Source organism: Brevibacterium sp. LS14 (assembly GCF_012027885.1).
GTDB classification, from domain to species: Bacteria; Actinomycetota; Actinomycetes; order Actinomycetales; family Brevibacteriaceae; genus Brevibacterium; species Brevibacterium casei.
Genome location: NZ_SJXG01000044.1, coordinates 115,186 through 134,378, shown reverse-complemented (window position 1 = coordinate 134,378; position 19,193 = coordinate 115,186). Strand labels below are relative to the sequence as shown.

General features: G+C 65.6%; 14 protein-coding genes. 5 read left to right on the top strand and 9 right to left on the bottom strand.

Annotated elements, in window-relative coordinates; genetic code table 11:
- Entirely contained in the window at positions 1-774 is a 774-nt protein-coding gene (locus tag EZE58_RS07265) for an IclR family transcriptional regulator (RefSeq protein WP_009377735.1), read from the bottom strand.
- Positions 775-936: 162 nt separating this feature from the next.
- Between EZE58_RS07265 and mdlC the strand changes: the two genes are divergently transcribed.
- From mdlC to EZE58_RS07250, 3 genes are read left to right on the top strand one after another with little or no spacing between them, the layout of a single operon-like run.
- Positions 937-2,520 carry a benzoylformate decarboxylase gene (mdlC, locus tag EZE58_RS07260; protein WP_009377737.1) on the top strand — a complete coding sequence of 528 codons (1,584 nt, stop codon included), beginning with the start codon at positions 937-939 and terminating at the stop codon, positions 2,518-2,520.
- A 12-nt stretch (positions 2,521-2,532) separates the two neighbouring features.
- The gene (locus EZE58_RS07255; protein WP_009377739.1) at positions 2,533-3,996 is read left to right on the top strand and encodes a benzaldehyde dehydrogenase; all 1,464 of its coding nucleotides are present in this window, start codon (positions 2,533-2,535) and stop codon (positions 3,994-3,996) included.
- Positions 3,997-4,038: 42 nt separating this feature from the next.
- Positions 4,039-5,304 (top strand): aromatic acid/H+ symport family MFS transporter, encoded by a 1,266-nt coding sequence (locus EZE58_RS07250; RefSeq protein ID WP_009377909.1) that lies wholly within the window; start codon positions 4,039-4,041, stop codon positions 5,302-5,304.
- Positions 5,305-5,333: 29 nt separating this feature from the next.
- Here EZE58_RS07250 and EZE58_RS07245 read toward each other — a convergent pair whose 3' ends face one another.
- The 5 genes from EZE58_RS07245 to EZE58_RS07225 form a co-directional block, all read right to left on the bottom strand.
- Entirely contained in the window at positions 5,334-7,721 is a 2,388-nt protein-coding gene (locus EZE58_RS07245; protein WP_009377912.1) for a bifunctional salicylyl-CoA 5-hydroxylase/oxidoreductase, read from the bottom strand.
- A 29-nt stretch (positions 7,722-7,750) separates the two neighbouring features.
- Complete coding sequence (locus tag EZE58_RS07240) at positions 7,751-9,328, bottom strand: AMP-binding protein (protein ID WP_009377914.1); 1,578 nt, start codon at positions 9,326-9,328, stop codon at positions 7,751-7,753.
- 125 nt (positions 9,329-9,453) lie between these two features.
- Positions 9,454-10,404: an acyl-CoA thioesterase domain-containing protein gene (locus tag EZE58_RS07235; protein ID WP_009377916.1), complete on the bottom strand. Its 951-nt coding sequence runs from the start codon at positions 10,402-10,404 to the stop codon at positions 9,454-9,456.
- 25 nt (positions 10,405-10,429) lie between these two features.
- Complete coding sequence (locus tag EZE58_RS07230; RefSeq protein ID WP_009377918.1) at positions 10,430-10,903, bottom strand: cupin domain-containing protein; 474 nt, start codon at positions 10,901-10,903, stop codon at positions 10,430-10,432.
- Between the two features lie 36 nt (positions 10,904-10,939).
- On the bottom strand, positions 10,940-11,755 hold the full coding sequence (locus tag EZE58_RS07225; RefSeq protein WP_009377920.1) for a fumarylacetoacetate hydrolase family protein: 816 nt from the start codon (positions 11,753-11,755) through the stop codon (positions 10,940-10,942).
- A 193-nt stretch (positions 11,756-11,948) separates the two neighbouring features.
- On the opposite strand from EZE58_RS07225, the gene EZE58_RS07220 reads away from it, so the two are divergent.
- Positions 11,949-12,377, top strand: coding sequence for a RidA family protein (locus EZE58_RS07220; protein ID WP_009377922.1), 429 nt, complete (start codon positions 11,949-11,951; stop codon positions 12,375-12,377).
- Between the two features lie 10 nt (positions 12,378-12,387).
- Here EZE58_RS07220 and EZE58_RS07215 read toward each other — a convergent pair whose 3' ends face one another.
- A complete protein-coding gene (locus EZE58_RS07215; RefSeq protein ID WP_009377924.1) occupies positions 12,388-13,221 on the bottom strand; it encodes a PaaX family transcriptional regulator C-terminal domain-containing protein in 834 nt (277 codons plus the stop codon).
- 229 nt (positions 13,222-13,450) lie between these two features.
- Positions 13,451-14,821: an aromatic acid/H+ symport family MFS transporter gene (locus EZE58_RS07210; RefSeq protein WP_236586900.1), complete on the bottom strand. Its 1,371-nt coding sequence runs from the start codon at positions 14,819-14,821 to the stop codon at positions 13,451-13,453.
- Between the two features lie 116 nt (positions 14,822-14,937).
- On the opposite strand from EZE58_RS07210, the gene EZE58_RS07205 reads away from it, so the two are divergent.
- A complete protein-coding gene (locus EZE58_RS07205; protein ID WP_009377929.1) occupies positions 14,938-16,113 on the top strand; it encodes a PrpF domain-containing protein in 1,176 nt (391 codons plus the stop codon).
- A 162-nt stretch (positions 16,114-16,275) separates the two neighbouring features.
- On the opposite strand, the gene EZE58_RS07200 is transcribed toward EZE58_RS07205, so the two are convergent.
- A complete protein-coding gene (locus EZE58_RS07200) occupies positions 16,276-19,155 on the bottom strand; it encodes an ExeM/NucH family extracellular endonuclease (protein ID WP_167560156.1) in 2,880 nt (959 codons plus the stop codon).
- Positions 19,156-19,193: the final 38 nt, after the last annotated feature.

Below are 19,193 nucleotides of genomic sequence, written 5' to 3'. Positions count from 1 at the left end.
TCACTCGCCCGCCCGGGTCCCCTGGGCGATGAGGTCCTGCGTGATCCCCGCCGAGGCGGTCCGCAGTGCCTGCATGATCGCAGGCATCCCGACATTGCGCTCGGAGTCGACGACGACGCCGAGGCCGGCGATCGTCAGCCCGCTGCCGTCGAAGACAGGCACCGCGATCCCCGTGGTGCCCTCGTCGATGTGTCCGACGAGCTCGGCCCGATGGTAGGTCCTGATCGTCTGGAGCATCCGGCGCAGGATCGTCGGATCCGTCGTCGTGTGCTCGGTGAAGGCCGAGAGGGGACCGCGCAGGTACGCTTCGCGCACGTGACGGGGAGCGTGGGCGAGGAGGACGAGACCGCACGACGAGGCATGGGCGGGCAGACGTCCTGCGGTGCGGGAGCGGTGGACGACCGCGCTCGGCTTCGACATCCGTTCGACGAAGAGGACCTCGCGTTCGCGGAGGATCCCCAACTGCGTGTTCTCCCCGACGAAATCGTGGAGGTTGGTCATGTGCGGGCGGGCCAGGGAGGCGAGCTCGACGGCGTCGGAGGCGCGGTTCGACAGCTCCCACATCCCCACCCCGATGCGGATCCTCCCCGACGGATCCCGCTGCAGGAGGTCGTGGCGCATCATGTCGTTGATGAGGCGATAGGCCGTCGACTTCGGCAGCTGCGCCCGCGCCGAGAGCTCGTCGGTGCTCAGCGACGGGTGGTCCGGATCGAAGGAGCTGAGGACGCGGACGAGTCGATCGATCATCGAATCGCCCGATGGTGAGTTCGCCATGTCAGCCATCGTAGCTGCGCAGCGGTCCGCTTCCCAATGAATGAAACACTTCTCGCTCTCGGTGGTGCGCGTCACTATCGTGGCAAGCAGTGCGGTGCGCACCGCGGATCCGCGGTGCGCACGGCAGCCATCCTGGTCCCGCCTCAAAGGAGAGCAGCGTCGATGACGACGGTCTCGGTCCGACACGCAGTCCACGAACTCATGGCCTTTCACGGCATGTCCACGGTCTTCGGCAACCCCGGTTCGAACGAGCTGCCGTTCCTCAAGGACCTGCCGGCCCACTACGTCCTCGGACTCGGCGAGAGCTCCGTCGTCGCCATGGCCGACGGCTACTCGCAGATCACCGACCGACCCACCCTCGTCAACCTCCACGCTGCATCCGGGACCGGCAACGGACTCGGTGCGCTGACGAATGCGACCATCTCCCGGTCGAAGCTCGTCCTCACCGCCGGCCAGCAGGTCCGGGACATGGTCGGCCCCGAGGTCATGCTCGCCAATGTCCGGGCCACCGCCCTGGCCGCGCCGCTCGTCCACCAGTCCCTCGAACCGCTCTCGGCCGCCGATGTGCCCCGCGCGTTCTCCCAGTCCGTCTTCGCCGCTGAGGCCGGACCCGTCTACCTCTCCGTGCCCTACGACGACTGGGACGCCGAGGTGCCCGCTGCCGTCATCGACCAGCTCTCTCGAACCGTCGCCTCAGGTGAGACCGTCGATGCGCAGACCGTTGCCGAGCTGCACTCCCGTCTGCTCGAGGCGAACGACCCCGTCCTCGTCCTCGGTCCCGACGTCGACGACCCCCGCGCCTGGGAGTCCTCCATCGCACTCGCCGAGGCGCTCGATACTCCTGTCTGGGCCGCGCCCTCCCTTCCCCGGCTGCCCTTCCCCAACCAGCATCCGCTCTTCCGCGGGGTCCTGCCAGCATCCATCGCCGGCATCGGGGAGATCCTCGGAGCCCACGACCTCGCGCTCGTCATCGGTGCCCCCGTCTTCCGCTATCACCAGTGGCAGCCCGGCGAGTACCTGCCCGAGTCGACGACGCTCATCCAGATCGGCGATGACCCGGCCGCCGCGGCCCGCGCCCCGTTCGGCGACGCCGTCCTCGCCGATCCCGTGGCCCTCGTCCGCGCCCTCGCCGAGGCGGTCGCCCCCGCACCCCACACCGTGAGCGAGTGGACGGCCGAGATCGACCCGCCGGTCACCTCGGCGAGTGAGGGAACCCTCCACCCCGAGGAGGTCTTCGCGACCCTGCGGGAGGAGCTGCCGAAGGACACTCGGTTCGTCGTCGAATCGACATCGACGAACGCCGCCTTCTGGGCGCAGATGGACCTGCGCGAGCCCGGCTCCTACTTCTTCCCCGCCTCGGGAGGCCTCGGCTGGGGTCTGCCCGCCTCCATGGGCATCGCGCTCGCCGACTCCGATCGCCCGGTCGTCGCGATCATCGGCGACGGATCGGCCCACTACTCGATCGCCGCCCTGCGCACCGCCGTCGACGAGGGCATCGAGCTGACCATCGTGGTGCTGCGCAACGGTTCGTACGCGGCACTGGACTGGTTCGCAGGCATGCTCGGCGTCGACAAGGCACCGGGACTCGACCTCGGCGAGGTCGACTTCGTCTCGATCGCCCGCGGCTACGGAATGACCGCCCACCACGCCGACGACAGCGCTGACCTCGCCCGACTCCTGGGTGAGGCGTCCGGACCCACGCTCATCGAGGTGAGCACCGAGAAGACCCGACCCGAGAAGAAGTAAGAGGAGACCACGATGAGCACGGACACGTTCCTCGGCACCGACTGGCACGGATCGATCTTCACCGGGGCGTGGAGCCCAGGCGGAGGCGAGACCTACCCTGTCGTCGAACCCGCGACAGGTCAGACCCTGGCCGAGATCGGTGCGGCGAGCGCCGACGACGTCTACGCGGCGGCCGCCCGCGCCGCCTCCGCCCAGAAGCAGTGGGGGAGGACGACCCCGGCGGAGAAGGCGGCGGTGCTGCGCCGGGCCGGTGACCTCTGGGCCGAGCACGCCGCGGAGATCGGCGAGTGGATCGTCCGCGAATCCGGGGCGATCCAGCCCAAGGCCGACCTCGAGACGACGATGGCCACGCAGATCTGCTTTGAATCGGCGAGCCTGCCCAGCCACCCGAAGGGCGAGGTGCTGCCCTCGAACGAACCGCGCTGGTCGTTCTCCAGGCGCCTGCCCGCCGGAGTCGTCTCGGTCATCGCACCGTTCAACTTCCCGCTCATCCTCTCCATCCGCTCGGTCGCGCCTGCGCTCGCCCTCGGCAATGCCGTCCTCCTCAAACCCGACCCGCGCACCGCGGTCTCCGGTGGCGTGACCCTGGCCCGGATCTTCGCCGAGGCGGGACTCCCTGAGGGGCTCCTCCAGGTTCTGCCCGGAGGCCGGGACGTCGGCGAAGCCGTCGTCGACGCCCCCGAGGTCTCGGTCATCTCCTTCACCGGGTCGACCGCGGCGGGGCGGAAGGTCGGTGAGGCGGCCGGTCGCCTCCTCAAGCGCTGCCACCTCGAACTCGGCGGGAACAATGCGCTCATCGTCCTGCCCGGTGCCGATCTGGCGGCGGCCACCTCGGCGGGGGCCTTCGGATCCTGGATGCACCAGGGGCAGATCTGCATGACGACGGGCCGTCACCTCGTCCACGACAGCCTCTACGACGACTACGTCGGCGCCCTGTCCGAGCGCGCCCGGAACCTGCCGGTCGGCAACCCCGCCGCCGAGGAGGTGGCGCTCGGGCCGATCATCGACGAAGGGCAGCGGAGACGGGTTCGGGACATCATCGACAAAGCCCAGGCCGACGGCGCACGCCTGGCCGCGGGAGGGGCGGGGGAGGGGGCGTTCGTGCCGCCGACCGTGCTCGCCGACCTCACGCCGACGAACCCGGCGTGGACGCAGGAGATCTTCGGCCCGGTCGCCCCGGTCGGACGCTTCTCGACGCTCGAGGAGGCGGCCGAACTCGTCAACGCGAGCGAATACGGGCTCTCGCTCGGCATCCTCGGCGATGTCGGGATGGCGCTCGAACTCGCCGACCTCGTCGACACGGGCAAGGTCCACATCAACGAGCAGACCGTCTCCGATGAAGCCAACGTCCCCTTCGGCGGGATGAAGGACTCCGGCAACGGATCCCGCTTCGGCGGGGCGCAGGCGAACATCGAGGCCTTCACCGAGACCCAGTGGGTGACGATGCGCCCGGAGATCGCTGCGTACCCGTTCTGATCCCTGCCACCGCCTGGCCCGACCACACGACCGGAGACACCGATGTCCGCACCCGCCGCCCCCTCCCTGCGCCCTGCCGGGGAGACCCGCTGGCCCGCCGTTCTGTGCTGGCTCGCCGTCGCCCTCGAGGGCTTCGACCTCGTCGTCCTCGGCGCCGTCATTCCCCAGCTGCTCGCCACCGGCGCGCTCGGATTCACCCCGGAGGGGGCGACCCTCGCGGCGACGATGAGCCTCGTCGGCGTCGGCCTCGGGGCCGCAGGCGTCGGACCGATCGTCGACCGGGTGGGCAGGCGCTGGACGATCATCGTCTGCGTGATCGTCTTCTCCGTGTTCACCCTCCTCGTCGCGTTCGCCCCGAACGTCGCCCTCTTCACGCTCTTCCGGTTCATCGCCGGGCTCGCTCTGGGCGCGGTCATGCCGAGCTGCCTCGCCTACATCAGCGAGCACAACCGCTCCGGCAGGACGGGGAAGGCGACGACCCTGACGATGACCGGGTACCACGCGGGTGCCGTCGCGATCTCCCTGCTCGCCGTCTTCTACTCCCACAACTGGCATCTGCTCTTCATCGCCGGCGGCCTCGCGGGGCTCCTCCTCGTGCCGCTGCTGTGGTGGAAGCTGCCGGAGTCGAACGAGTTCCTCGCCGCGAAGGCGGCTGTCGGTGCCGGTGCGTCGACCCCCGCCGAGGCGGTCCCGAAGCCGGGCATGGCCTCGCTGTTCACCGGCCGGTTCGCCCTCGTGACGATCGGCGTGTGGCTCGGCAGCTTCATGGGCCTCCTCCTCGTCTACGGCCTCAACACGTGGCTGCCGAAGATCATGGCCGATGCCGGCTACGAGGTCTCCGATTCCCTCGTCATGCTCCTCGTCCTCAACCTCGGCGCCGTCGTCGGCCTCGTCATCGCCGGCTGGCTCGCCGACAGACACGGCACGAAGCGCATCGTCCTCCTGTGGTTCGTCCTCGCAGCGGTCTTCCTCGCGGTGCTGAGCATCCCGATGACGAGCCAGGTGCTGCTCAACCTCATCGTCTTCATCACCGGAGTCTTCGTCTTCTCCGCGCAGGTCCTCATCTACGCGTTCGTCTCCGGGATCTACCCGGCGACCGTGCGCGGCACGGCACTCGGCATGGCGTCGGCGATCGGTCGACTCGGCGCGATCACCGGGCCCTTCATCACCGGCACCCTCGTGGCAGCGGGCATCGCCTACCCGTGGGGGTTCTACCTCTTCGCCGTCGTCGCCGTCCTCGGCTTCGCCGCGATGGCGATCGTGCCGAAGTCAGTCGCTCCCGCGGCAGGGGAGGGGCGGGGCCGCTGAGCGATCCCGCGCCTCCGGCTGTGTCGGATTCAGACGGCGGCCGTCTCCAGCTTCGCCGCCGGTTTCCACCTCAGGTGCGGATCGTCTGTCAGCTCGTCTTCGCGCAACAGGGACAGTCGAGGCCGGACGGCATCGGTGCGTGATGTCGGCGGCTTGCGCCGACCAGCTTTGAATTGGTCGATCCAGGCGGCACCGTCACCCTGATATTCCTGCTCTGCGGCTGCCTGCAGGGTCCAATTCGGGTTGTACAGATGAGTGCGTCCGACTGCGATGAGATCGGCCCGTCCGGCCAGCAGGATCGAGTTGGCATCGTCGAACGACGAAATCGCACCGACGGCGATTACTGCCGCGCCCGCCGGTTCGGTGACGTTGCGCTTGATGCGATCGGCGAACGGCGTCTGGTACGACCTGCCGTAGGCAGGCTTCTCCTCCGGAGTGACCTGGCCGCTCGATACGTCGATGCCGTCGGCGCCGTGGTCGACGAAAGCCTGGGCGATGATCACCGCATCGTCGACAGTCGTGCCTCCCTCGACCCAGTCCGTGGCCGAGATGCGCACTGTGATCGCGCGGTCCTCTGGCCACACCGCCTTGATCGCATCGAACACCTCGAGCGGAAAGCGCAGTCGGTTCTCCATTCGTCCGCCGTACTCGTCGTTGCGGTGATTCGTCACCGGTGACAGGAACGAAGAGAGCAGATATCCGTGCGCGGCATGGAGTTCGATGACATCGAACCCTGCTTCGGCGGCATTCTTCGCAGCCGCAACGAAGTCGGCGACGACGTCGTCCATGCCCGCGCGGTCGAGTTCAGCCGGAACCGTGTTGGCAGGGGCGTAGGGCAACGCCGATGCGGATACGATGTCCCAGTTTCCTGTCTCCAAGGGTTCGTCGATGCCCTCCCACATCCGCTTAGTCGAACCTTTGCGGCCGGCGTGACCGAGCTGGACCCCGATCTTCGCCTGAGTGGTCGAATGCACGAAGTCGGTGATGCGCCGCCATCCGTCCGTCTGGTCCTGAGTGTGCAGACCGACACACGAGGGAGTGATCCGCGCGTCCCTGCTGACGGCTGTCATCTCGGCCATTACAAGGCCGGCTCCACCCATCGCCTTCGATCCGAGGTGGGCGAGGTGGAAATCCGTCGGCACACCGTCATCCTCAGCGGAATACATGTTCATGGGAGAGACAACGATCCGATTGATCAGTTCGACCCCGCCGAGGCGGTACGGCTGGAACATAGCCGGGGCGCTCTCGGTGAGGTTCTGGGACGAGGCGAAGTGGTCTTCGACTCTGCGCGCGAACTCCGGGTCGCGCAGTCGCAGGTTCTCCTGAGTGATCCTGCGTGAACGAGTGAGCAGGTTGAAGGCGAACTGTGCCGAGTCCTGACCCACGTACATTCCGATGTTCTCGAACCACTCGAGGGATGCCTGCGCGGCCCGTTGCGTGGACTCGACGACAGGGCGACGCTCGGATTCGTAGGCGCGCAACGCGCCGTCGATCTTCGGGTTCTCGAACAGACACGCAGCCAAAGCGAGAGCATCCTCCATGGCGAGCTTGGTGCCCGAACCGATCGAGAAGTGAGCCGAGTGAGCGGCGTCGCCGAGGAGAACGATGTTCTCATGCACCCAACTTTCGTTGCGCACCGTCGTGAAGTTGATCCACTTCGAGTTGTTCGTCAGCAGCTCGTGCCCTGCGAGTTCGTCGGCGAAGATCTCACGTATGCGGTCGACTGCATAGTCGTCGTTGACACCCGGGCCGAAGACTTCGTTCTCCGTCTTGTCGAAGCCGGCTCGTCGCCACACGTCCTCGTGCATTTCGACGATGAAGGTCGACCCTTGGTCGGAGAACGGGTAGCCGTGGACCTGCATGACCCCATATTCGGTCTCCTTGATGAAGAACTTGAAGGCCTCGAAGACCTCGCTGGTTCCGAGCCAGATGTATTTGTTCGCACGCCGGTCGACGGAGGGCTTGAATCTGTCCTCGAAGGTACGTCGGATGTGCGAGTTGAGACCGTCGGCTGCGACGACGAGATCATAGCTTTCCGACAGCTCAGATACGTCTGGTGCCCTGGTCGAAAAGCGCACGTCGACGCCCAGCTCGCGGGTTCTCTGCTGGAGCATCTCGAGCAGGTCCTTGCGATACATTGCGGCGAAGCCCTGCCCGCCGACGGTGAGCTGTTCACCCCTGTAGTGGATGTCGATGTCCGCCCACCGTGCGAAATGCTGTTCCATGTAATCGGCGACCACGGGGTCGGCGTTGCCGATTCCGCCGAGTGTCTCGTCAGAGAACACGACGCCGAACCCGAAAGTGTCCGAGGCTGCATTCTGCTCCCAAACGGTGACTTCGACGTTCGGACGCAGCTGCTTGACGAGGGCGGAGAAGTACAGGCCTCCCGGCCCGCCTCCGACGACGGCGATCTTCATGAGTGATGTCCTTTCATTGCAGGGAGCGCTCAGACCCCTTCGGGAACCCGCGGTCCTGTCTCGTGCTGGAGCTGTTCGCGGAGTTTGAAATGCTGGAGTTTGCCGCTGGGATTCTTCGGCAGCTGATCGACGAAGCGAATCTCCCGGGGGTACTTGTACGGAGCGATCTGTGTCTTGACGAATGTTTGAACTTCGTGGGCTTTGTCCTTCCCGGCGGCGACACCGTCGCGCAGGACGATGAATGCCGTGACCACTGAGCCCCGTGCTTCGTCGGGTTTGGCGACGACTGCGCACTCGAGCACATCGGGGTGCTCGTTGATTGCGGTCTCCACCTCTGGTGCACCGATGTTGTACCCGGAGGAGATGATCATGTTGTCGCTCCGGGCCTGATAGATGAAGTAGCCCTCGTCGTCCCGGTAGAAGGTGTCGCCGGTGACGTTCCACCCGTCCACGACGTAGTCCGCCTGGCGTGGGTCATTGAGGTAACGGCAGCCGAGGGGGCCGCGAACGGCCAGTCGGCCAGGTTCGTTGTCGCCGAGTTCATTTCCCTCCTCGTCGAGGATGACGGCCCTGAACCCTGGCACCGGCTTGCCGACGGCTCCGGGCTTGATGTCGTCGCCTGCCGCGGAGATGAAAACGTGGAGCATCTCGGTGCCCCCGATGCCGTCGATGAGCTCGAGACCTGTCGCCTCGAGGACGGCTTCACGGGTCTGCTTCGGCAGGTGCTCGCCAGCGGACACGGCTTTGCGGAGCCCGCGCAGGAGATCTCCGCGACCTTCCTTGACGATGACGCGGTACGCGGTCGGGGCTGTGTAGAGGATCGTCGCACCGGCGTCGGCGGCGTGCGTCGCCAATTCGACGGGAGCGGCCCTCTCGACCATGAGCGAAGCCGCTCCGAAGTAGAGCGGAAAGACGACGAGGGCGCCCAGTCCGAAGGTGAAGGCCAACGGAGCCGAACAGGCGCAGATGTCATCGGCTTGAACGTTGACGATGTGTCGGCCGAAAGTGTCGGCATTGATGAGGATGTCGCGGTGGAAGTGCATCGTCACTTTGGGAGTGCCGGTGGTTCCAGAGGTGGGGCACAGGAGCGCGACGTCGTCGGCAGCAGTCTCGACGTTGTCGAACGACGTCGGTTTCTGAGCGGTGGCACGGATGAGGTCTGCCTCGTCAGCGCCGCCGACAGGAATCAGAGCTGTTCCATGGGCCTCTGCCGGGCTGACGATGTCGGTGAGGAATCGATGGTCGGCGATTGCGACGGTGGGTGAAGTGAGCTCGATGAGCTTGTCCACCTCGGACTCACGCAGCAACGGCATCGTCGTGACGACGACTGCGCCGGCTTTGAGTGAACCGAGCCAAGCGGCGACCAGCCATGGATTGTTCGGAGCCCGAAGCAGCACTCGATTCCCTGGCTCGAGTCCATAGTCCTCGACGAGGAGGTTCGCAATCTGGTTCGAGCGGTCGAGCAGTTGGCCGTACGTCCACCGGTCGTCGTCGGGCGTCGTCAGGGCCAGCCGATCGCGACCGAATATTCTGACCGGCTCATCGATCAGCGCTGTTGCGGCGTTGAGCCTGTCAGGATATTCGACGTCCTTTATGGTGAATTCCATGACTGGCCATTGGTCAGCAGGGGGGAGGTTGTCTCGGGCGAAGCTGTCAAGGTATCCGGAAGGTGACAGTTCCATGGGATGCTCTTCCTCTCGTGTGCATCTTTGCAGGCACGGTTCGGTGGGAATCAGTGGGGAGTCGGATCCGGCCGGTGGCTGACCATTCCTTCCTGCGCCACGGTGGCCACCAGGCGACCGGACCGATCGAAGAAGCGGCCGAGTGCCAGCCCGCGCGAGCTCTGCAGCGACTCAGCTTCCTGCGCGTAGAGGATCCAATCGTCGACATCGACGGGTCGGTGGAACCACATGGCGTGGTCGAGGCTGGCAGTGACAAGCCCCTGCGACGACCAGGACAGATTCTGCGAGCGCAGGAGTGGCTCAAGGATCGTGTAGTCGCAGACATAGCTCAGAGCGACGCGATGGAGGTTCGCAGTCTGATCGGCGGTCGGCTGCGTCGGCAATGCTGTGAACGACTTGAGCCAGACGGCCTGTGCCACGGTGCTCCCTGAAGGCGCCGATGCTTCTCTTGGCGGCGTAGCGGGTCCGCTGAGATAGAGAGGGCCGGGGATGTGGCGCATATCGAAGCTGCGTCCGGTGGCCCAGTACTCGGCTGCCGGAGAAGATTCGGATTCGAGCACCGCCTCGGCGGAGTCCAGAGAGTGCGGATCCACGCGGAGATCGTTGACCGCATCACGCTGGAAATCCTCGCCGTCCTGCGGGACCTGGAACGACCCCGTCGACATGAACACCGTCTTGTCGTTCTGGATGCCTCGGACGTGCCGGGTCGAATAGTTTCGCCCGTCTCGGATCCGCTCGACGTCGTAACGGACGGGCTCGAGCATATTCACCGGGCGCAGGAACGTCGAATGGGTGGAGTGCAGCACGCGATCGTCACCCGCAGTCGCAATCATCGCGGCAGTTGCCTGCGCAACCATGTCGCCGCCGTAGGCTTTGGGCCACGGCGCGTACTGCGGCACTGCGGTGAAGCTGTCGTCCCCGGCGGTACCGCTGACCGGGGTCAGCCGTACCGCCTCGGTGAACGTCGTGGAGGTACCCGGATCGATGATGTTCTCTCTCATCTCTGCTCTTTCGACATCGGTCGGATCAGGAGCGGCGGTAGCCTTCGAGCTGCTCGTCGGGGACGTCGTCGAGATTGACTACGATGTTCTCCGGAGTCCTCGTGGTGATCCAGACGAGCTCCTCTGTCGTGGACATGTTCGCCTCGACGTGGGGCATGAATGGTGGGACGAACACCCAATCGCCCTCGACCATGTCGATGAACTTCTTGTAGTCCTCGCCGAAATAGATCCGTCCTTTGCCCTTGAGCACGCGGCCACCTGTTTCGGCTTCACCGTGATGGTGGGGCAGCGAACGGTAGCCGGGTTCGTTGGAGACTTCGCCGAACCAGATCTTCGTAGCAGGCGTGTGCTGAATGGATACGCCGGAGACGCGGATGCAGTCTCCCGACTGGGTGGTGTTCCTGTCTTCCTCGCCTTTCTTCGTCACCACCGGAACGACTTGTCCCGATTCATCGGCGTAGATCGAGTTGTCGGTCTCGATGAGGTTCTGATCGGTCATGATGTGCGGCCTTTCTTCTCTGTTGTGATTCGGATTTCAGACAGTCACGGGATTGATCAGGGTGCCCAGTCCCTCGATGTGCGTGCGAATGACATCACCGGAGATGGCGAATCGAGGCGGATCCATGCCCTGGCCGACTCCGCCGGGCGTGCCGGTGAGGATGACGTCTCCGGGTCTGAGGGTGGTGAAGGTGCTGACGTATTCCAGCAATTCAACTGGTGAGAAGACCAAGGATGCGGTCTCGCCTCGCTGCACCTGTTCGTCGTTGATCCAGCCTTCGACGACGAACGTCGGATCATCATCGAATTCATCCGCAGTCGTCAACCAGGGCCCCAAGGGAGTGCTCGCGGTGAAGTTCTTGCCCTGAAACCACTGCAGCGTGCGGTTCTGCCAGTCTCGCATCGACACATCATTGGCCACGCAGTAGCCGGCTATGGCTGAGGCCGCCTCCTCTGTTCCAGCCTCCGAAAGCTCGCTGCCGACCACTACGGCGAGTTCCGCTTCCCAATCCACGGCTCGGCTGCCGGCGGCAGAGATCGGGTCGGTGGAGCCCGTGAGCGTGTCTGAGTACTTCGCGAAGAGCGTTGGATGAGTGGGGAGGCTCCGTCCCATCTCGAGTATGTGGTCGGAGTAGTTGAGACCGCAGCAGATGACCTTTCGCGGAGTGGCGATGACTGACGCGAAGCGAGCGTCGGTATCTGCAACGGGCGCCTCAGTCGACGCTGAGAGGGCAGAGTTGACTGCTGAGCGCCAGTTCGGTGTGTTGAGCAGGTCGCCGACATCGCCATAGGGGAGGAGGATCCAACCGGATTCGGTCTCCACAGCTGCTCGAGTCGTCTCGCTCAGACGCATGGTTGCCAGTCTCATCGTCTTTCCCGTCCTACCTCATTGTTATACGCAAAATGTGACGAGCGTCATTGAAGTGAAATCTAGCATAGGAGGTGCGCGCCTCGGTAGGGTTGCCGGGATTTTTATGTAGACATTTTGACGGTCGTCACATACTGTCGAAATGCGATAGATGCATTCATCACTCTCGGAGGACACCATGACCGGCGCGCAGCTTCCCTCGACCGACCATACGATCGTCAATCCCGAGGTGCTGCCCAGGCCCTCCGGCTACGCGCACGGTGTGCGTGCGGGGAACACGGTGTATCTCGGTGGACAGACGGCACTGGACAAAGACATGAAGATCGTCCCGGGTGGGATCGTCGCCCAATTCGAGCAGGCGTTCTCGAACGTGCTCGTTACGCTGCGCGAAGCCGGAGGGCAGCCGCAGGATCTGGTCAGCGTGACGATCTATCTCACCGACGTCGACGACTATATGTCGAACGGGCGGGAGATCGGCCGCCTATGGCGATCGATGGCGGGATCCGACTACCCGGCGATGGCCGGGATCGGAGTGTCTCGACTGTGGCAGACCGACGCGCTGATTGAGATTCAGGGAGTCGCTGTGATTCCCGATCACCGCGCATGACCGGCGCACCCTAATCTTCGAGCACCTGGGAGACGTAGCGTTCTGCACTTTCCGCCAGCCGGTCGTGCGCTGTGTAGAAGAGTGAGCGGACTCGTGGTCCGTTCCAATCGGTGGGAACGAACTCGGGTGGAAGCGGGGGAATCGAGTAGGGCAGTTCCCGCCACATCGTGAGCATCGGGGCGTAGAGCCGAAAGGCGTCGCGATCATTGTCTGCGGCTGCGGCGAGCGTTTCCTCCCAGACCTGGTCATTCGGCGCGTACACCGAGAGGAACGGCTCGAAGCGGGTGTTGAGTTCGTTGAGATCCCACCACTGTCCGATCTTCGTCGCCAGTTGTGTCTCGTCGACATAAGTGCCGACGAAGAAGTCGACGTACTTGGCGAGTCCACGTCTTCGGAGCACGACCTCCGCCTCGTGCAGATTCGCGGCGGGAGCGATCCACAGGCCCTGACCCGCGTTCCCAAAGCCGAGACGGGTGAGCGATGAGCGGATCTGGTGTCGCAGCGAGCGCTGCGTTTCGGGGACGGTGAACGTGACCAGCGCCCATTTTCCCGCGCTGTCGGGGCGTGTGTCTGCGAAGATCCTCACGTCGCCCTTGTCAATCGTCTCCGTCATCGACGGATCGATGCTGTACGCCGCTTGGCTCCCGAGCTTGGATGAAACGAGAATGCCCTTGCTCTTGAGGCGTGAGATGGCGGACCGGACGCCTGGTGCATCGTATCCGAGGTCGCCCATCAGCTGCACGAGCTTCGCGATTCGGATGCGGTCGCGGGGAGGTCGTGCGTAAAGGGCGAAGAGCGTGATGATGAGATCTTGGTGGCGTTGTGCCGGCCGAGGTATGGTCATTTGTCGCCTTTTGGTCAGAGGTCCTCCGTCGCCAGTATGCCACCGCCGTCGCTGGGGGCTGACTTCGGCGCGATTGCAACGCGTGGCTCGAGGCGGAAGATCCCGTCGAGGCGTGATCGGGGTGTTCGCAATCGTTGCCGCTTCGTGGGATGAATGCGCGAGGACCGCAGAGTCATTGCCCTGCGATCCTCGCGTGCCTGTGGCCGAGATGGCGTTATCGGACCCGCGGTCAGTCGTATGCGAGTCTGCGTACCTGCGTTTCACTGCGCTCGCGGTTGCGTGTCGGTATCGCCATGACGCTGAAGGCGGCAAGAGCGCCGATGCCTGCAAAGACTACGAAGTTCCATTGGAACGGAAGCTGTGCTGAGCCGATCCAGCCGCCGAGCAACGGGCCGGAGATCGCACCCAGCCTGGCAAAGGACAGTGCGAAGCCGGTCGCCGTGCCGCGAGCATATGAAGGGTAGTAGTCGGCGACCCAGCCGGTGAGCACCAGCGACGTGGAGATTGAGCCGACACCGGCAAGTGAGACGAAAGCGTAATTGATGAAGATCTGGTTGGGGAACATGAGGAGGAGAATGCCGCACGCCCCAACCAGGTAGAACACCGTCAGGCAGACCTTCTTTCCCCATCTGTCCGCGATGTTTCCGATGAGAACTCCTCCGATTGCCGATGCCAGGGAGAACACGATGAGGAACGTCAACGACGAGCCCAGGTCGTATCCGGCGGCGCGCATCAGCGAGGGCAGCCAGGTGTTGAGTCCGTAGACGAGCAGCAGGCCGCAGAAGAGGCTGATCCAGAACCCGATGGTTCCCAGCGCGTACTCGCGGGAGAACATCACCTTGATCGAATCCACCGGGGAATAGCGCTTCCCGTCCGCCTTCGGAGCAGGTGCCCAATCGGCGGACCTGTAGGGGTCGATCCGGAGCCGGTCGGCCATTCTCTGCGCGCGTTCGAACTGGTGCCTGGTCAGCAGGTACTCCAGGGATTCGGGGGTCGATCGGAGGAGGAATGGGAGGATGAGGATCGGGAGTACGCCCAAGCCGACAACCAGTCGCCAGCCGAACTGCTCGACGAGGAGGAGGGCGGTGAGTCCGGACAGCAGGATGCCCAGGGAATAGCCGGAGTACATGAGTCCGTAGTTGAGCGACCTCCGGTTGGGCGGCGAGAACTCGATGGTGAGCGCCGCGCACACCGGTATGATTCCGCCCATGCCGAGTCCGCCGATGAGCCGGAAGAAGCCGAAGACCTCAGGCGTGGGTGCGAGTGCGACCCCGAGCTGAGCGCCGGCGAAGAGGATGACGGAGACTCCGATCATCGATCGTCTGCCGAATCTGTCTGAGAGGCTCCCGATGCACATTGCGCCGATGAGCATACCGACCAGCGCCCATGAGCCCAGGGCGCCGAGTTCGATGGGACTGAGTTGCCACGGTGTGTATCCCGCCAGGGCTGGAAGTATGGCTCCGATGACTCCGACGTCATATCCCTCGGCCAGGATCGGAATGAAACAGCAGATGAGGACTCGGCGGACACTGCTTTTGGGGACGGGCCATGTTTCTCGTTCTTGGTTCATCGCATCTCCGTTGATGACTAGTGGATCCATGGACGAAACATTTCACGTATGTCAGTTGTGTGACGCACGTCGCAATCAGCATATATGAATTGACGGAAAGGGTCACTACAGATGGTCGTAATTCCGCGCTCGACTACCCTGGCCTCATGACGCGATGGATCGACGCCGCCTTCGTCCGCGGCGGGACGAGCAAGGGCGTGTTCTTCCGCGCCGACGACCTCCCGCCGCTCGCGGACGACACGGGTGGAGATGATCCCTCCGCGGGCCGAGACCGCTCCGCGTGGGATGCGATCTTCACGGCCGTGATAGGCTCGCCGGATCCCTTCGGCCGTCAGCTCGACGGCATGGGCGGCGGGATCTCGTCCCTGTCGAAGGTCATGGTCGTCTCCGCCTCGGAGCGTCCCGGCGTCGACCTCGACTACACGTTTGCGCAGGTCGAGATCACTGAGGCGACCGTCGACTACTCCGGCAACTGCGGCAACCTCTCCTCCGGAGTCGTCCCCTTCGCCCTGCTCGCCGGGCTCGTCGACGCCGGCGACGGATGGCACGTCTTCCGCCTCTTCAACACGAACACGGGCAAGCTCGTCGACGTCGGACTCACCGTCGAGGGCGGTCAGGCCGCCGTCGACGGCGACTTCACCCTCCCGGGAGTAAGCGGCACAGGCGCGCCGATCGAGCTCATCTACCCCTACCCGGCAGGCAGCAGGACCGGTGCGCTCCTGCCGACCGGGAAGGCGAGCGAATCGATCGATGCCGATGGGATCATGTTCGATGCCACCCTCATCGATGCGACGCTTCCGCTCGTCATCGTCCCCGCCGCGGCTGTCGGCCTGAACGGAGACGAGCTGCCCGAGAGGATCGACGCCGACGGACCTGCGATGCGCGTCATCGGCGACCTCCGGCGGAACGCGGCCGTGCGCATGAGTCTGAGCGAGACCCGGGAGACCGCTCCGCAGGTCGTGCCCAAGGTCGCCGTCGTCACCACGCCGACGCCGACGCGTCTCCTCGACGGGACGACGCTCGCCGCGGAGGACGCCGACATCGTCGTCCGGGTGATCTCGATGGGGCAGGCGCACCGGGCCGTTCCCGGCACCGCAGCGATGTGCCTGGCCGCGGCGGCCCTCGTGCCCGACACGATCGTCAATCTCATCCTCACCCGCTCCGAACGCCCTCCGGCAGGACCCGAACTGAGGATCGGCACGCCCTCCGGCGTCGTCACGGCCGCCGCTGTGCGCGATGAGAGCACCGGAGCGGTCACCGCGGCGTCCCTCTTCCGCACCGCGCGCGTGCTCATGCGCGGACAGGTCGCTGTCCCGGACTGAGACTCGCCGTCCCGGACTGAGAATGCTGCTGTCTTGGGCTGTGGCTCGGAGATGACACGGGCCGAGACAGGCGTGAGCCCCGGACCGAGCGGTCCGGGGCTCACAGTCTGCTCGGGGCTGCGACTGGGTCAGTGCTGTGGCTGCATCAGCGCGTCGGCGAGATCAGTGCTCGGCACTCGCCTTGCGACGCCGAGCGATTGCCACGGCTGCGGCTCCGACGAGCAAGAGGCCCGCCGCGATCGACACCGGCGCGGTGAGCTCGGAACCGGTCCGCGGGAGGTTCCCGCCGCGGCCTGCATCGCTCGCGGAGGTCCCATTCGCCGAGGTCCCGTTCGCGGTGCTGCCGGAGTTCGCGCCGGCAGAGGAGTCCTGCCTGCCGACGTTCTCGTCAGCATCGTTCTGCGAACCGTCGGAGTCGGCACTGTCCTGATCGCCGTCGGAATCGTCCTGTCCGCCGTCGGCGTTCCCGTTGTCCTGCGAGCCGTCGGCGTCATCCTGCGCCCCGTCGGCGTTCGCGCCGTTGTCGTCCGCCGTGGCGTTCGCCTGTCCGCCGTCGGCATCATCGCCTCCGCCGCTGCTGTCCTCGTCGAAGAGACCGACGAGAACGGGATCGTGGTCAGAGGCGCGGAACTGATCCGGCTCGTAGAGGTCGCTGATGTTGTAGTTGAAGCGGCTGTACTCGAAGGCGAGCGGTTCGACGGAGTTGATGCTCCAGATGTCGGCTCCGGTGACCGCGTCGAACGCGCTCGTCGGCAGGTCCGCCTGGCTGCCGGTGCCTGCGGTCCCGGAGGTGTCGAGGGCGAGGATATGGTCGAGGCTGCCCGTCCGACCCTTGAAGACGTACGTCGACTTGTCCGTCATCTCCGAACCGACGTCCTTGTACCCGGCCTCGTAGAGGACCTGCATCGGGTCCTCCTGCGTGTACGAGTTGAAGTCGCCGAGGAGGTAGACGTAGTCGGAGTCCGCTGCCTTCTGCTGTTCGCCGGCGAAGTCGACGAGCGATTTCGCCTGCTTGACGCGGTCGGCGTTCGAGAAGCCCTGCCCGTCACCGGTGTCCTCGTTGCCCGGGCCCTCGCCCGAGCCCTTCGACTTGAAGTGGTTCGACACGGTGACGAAGGTCTTCTCGGCCTCCGGGGTGCCGGAGGCATCCTTCGGAGCGTAGGCCTGGGCGAGCGGTTCGCGCGCATTGGAGAAGGCGTCTTCGTCGTCGAGGATGACGGACTCGCCCTGCGGGGCCACCTCGGCGAGCTGATAGATCTGCGCAGTGCGGATGACGTCCTCGTCGGCGGGAACCTTCTCCGGGGAGGGGACGAAGGCCCACTTCTCCGACCCGGCCGCCTCGTTGAGGCGGTCGACGAGCGTCTTCAGCGCGGCATCGCGGTCGTCGCCGAACCTCGCTGAGTTCTCGATCTCCATGAGGGAGACGACCGAGGCGTCGAGGGTGTTGATCGCGGTGACGATCTTCGTCTCCTGGCGCTCGAGGCTCTCAGCGGTCGCCGCACCGCGGGCATCGCAGCCCCCGCGGACCGTGATCGGGTTGCCCTCGCGGTCCTCGTAGAACGTGCAGCCGGGGACCTGGTCACCGGTCGTCGTGAAGTAGTTGAGGACGTTGAATGCCGCGAGACTGACCTGGCCGCCGACCGCCTCAGGCGTGTCCTGTCGGGTGTTCGTGAACGTCGCCGGCTGGACCGCCTCGGCGTTGGCCCCGGTCAGACGCGTCAACGGCTGGAACCGCCACTTGCTGTGGTCGAAGCCGAGGACGACGGGCGAGGTGAACGTCGCGCTCGCACCGACGCGGACGGGAGCATCCTCGGTGAGGTAGGGGAGCGGGACGTCCTTGTCCCTTTTGAGGTAGTCGACCGTCGCACCGTCGTCGAGGACGACCTCACGGGCGAGGTTCTTCTCCTCGATGGCCTTCGCCTCGGCGCTGCCGGGACGGGCGACATCGGTGGGCTGGCGCAGGACCCCGTCGCCGGTGGCGAGCGTGACCTCGCCGTAGGTGTTCGTGTTGTAGTTGTCGGTCACGGTGAGCTCACCGCTCGGCTGGAGGAGCATGCCCTCAAGCGCCTCGCGCTCGGCATCGCCGGTGGGGAACGCCTCCTCGACGGGCTTGACCGCCTCGGCGGGTTCGTCGAGGGTCGTCGCACCGGAGGCGGCGACGCTCATCTGGGTCTGGCCGTAGCGTTCGGACACGGTGCCGGTGAGTTCGAGGTGGTCGCCGATGCTGATGTCGCCCACGGTGTCGGGGGAGTAGACGAAGATGCCGTCGGAGGCCCCCGGGGTCGCGTCCTCGGCGCCCCCGGTGCCGGGCGTCTGCACGTAGTAGCCGCCGAGCCCACCGCTCGGGTAGGCGGCGGTGACGACGCCGCGGGTCCTCACCGTCTGGCCCTGCAGCGGACTCTCCGCGCCGGTGCCCTGGATGTCGGCGATCGGGGTGATCTCCCTGGGCTCGGGGTTCTCCCCGCCGTTACCGTCGGGCAGCACGTTCGGGGTCGGGGGAGCCGAGGTCCACGAGCCGTCGACGAATTGGATCGACTGCCCGCCTGCCGCGACGGCACCAGTCGGCTCGGCCTCCTGGTCGACGACGGGATCCGGGGTGTACGTCCCTGACTTCCCCGTCACACCCCTGCCGCCTGTGACTCCGCCGATCTGGTCGAAGTCGATGAGGCTGCCCGAGTCGTCGATCGCGAACGCCGAGGAGCCGTACTCGCCGTCAGCGGCGGAACCGGACTTCACGGAGTTCGTGATCGGCACCTCGATCGCCAGCGCCCCGGAGTCGCCGACGGTTGTGCCGTCGGGAACCGTGACGGCGTTCTCGGCGGCCTGGACGCTGCCGCCACGGGTGACCGAGCCGATCGTCCACCCGGAGAGATCGGTGCCCGGATCAGCGGCGATCTCGATGAAGTCGGCATCGAGGGTGTAGCCGATCTCGCTGATGTGCGGGCTGACGGCTGCTGCGGCCGGGCCGGTCGGCGCGACGAGACCGATACCGGCGACGAGGCCGAGGACAGCTGCGGAGGAGAGGGTGGTCGAGACTTTCATGGAGGCCTTTCGGGTCACGATGGCACACGGAGTCACAG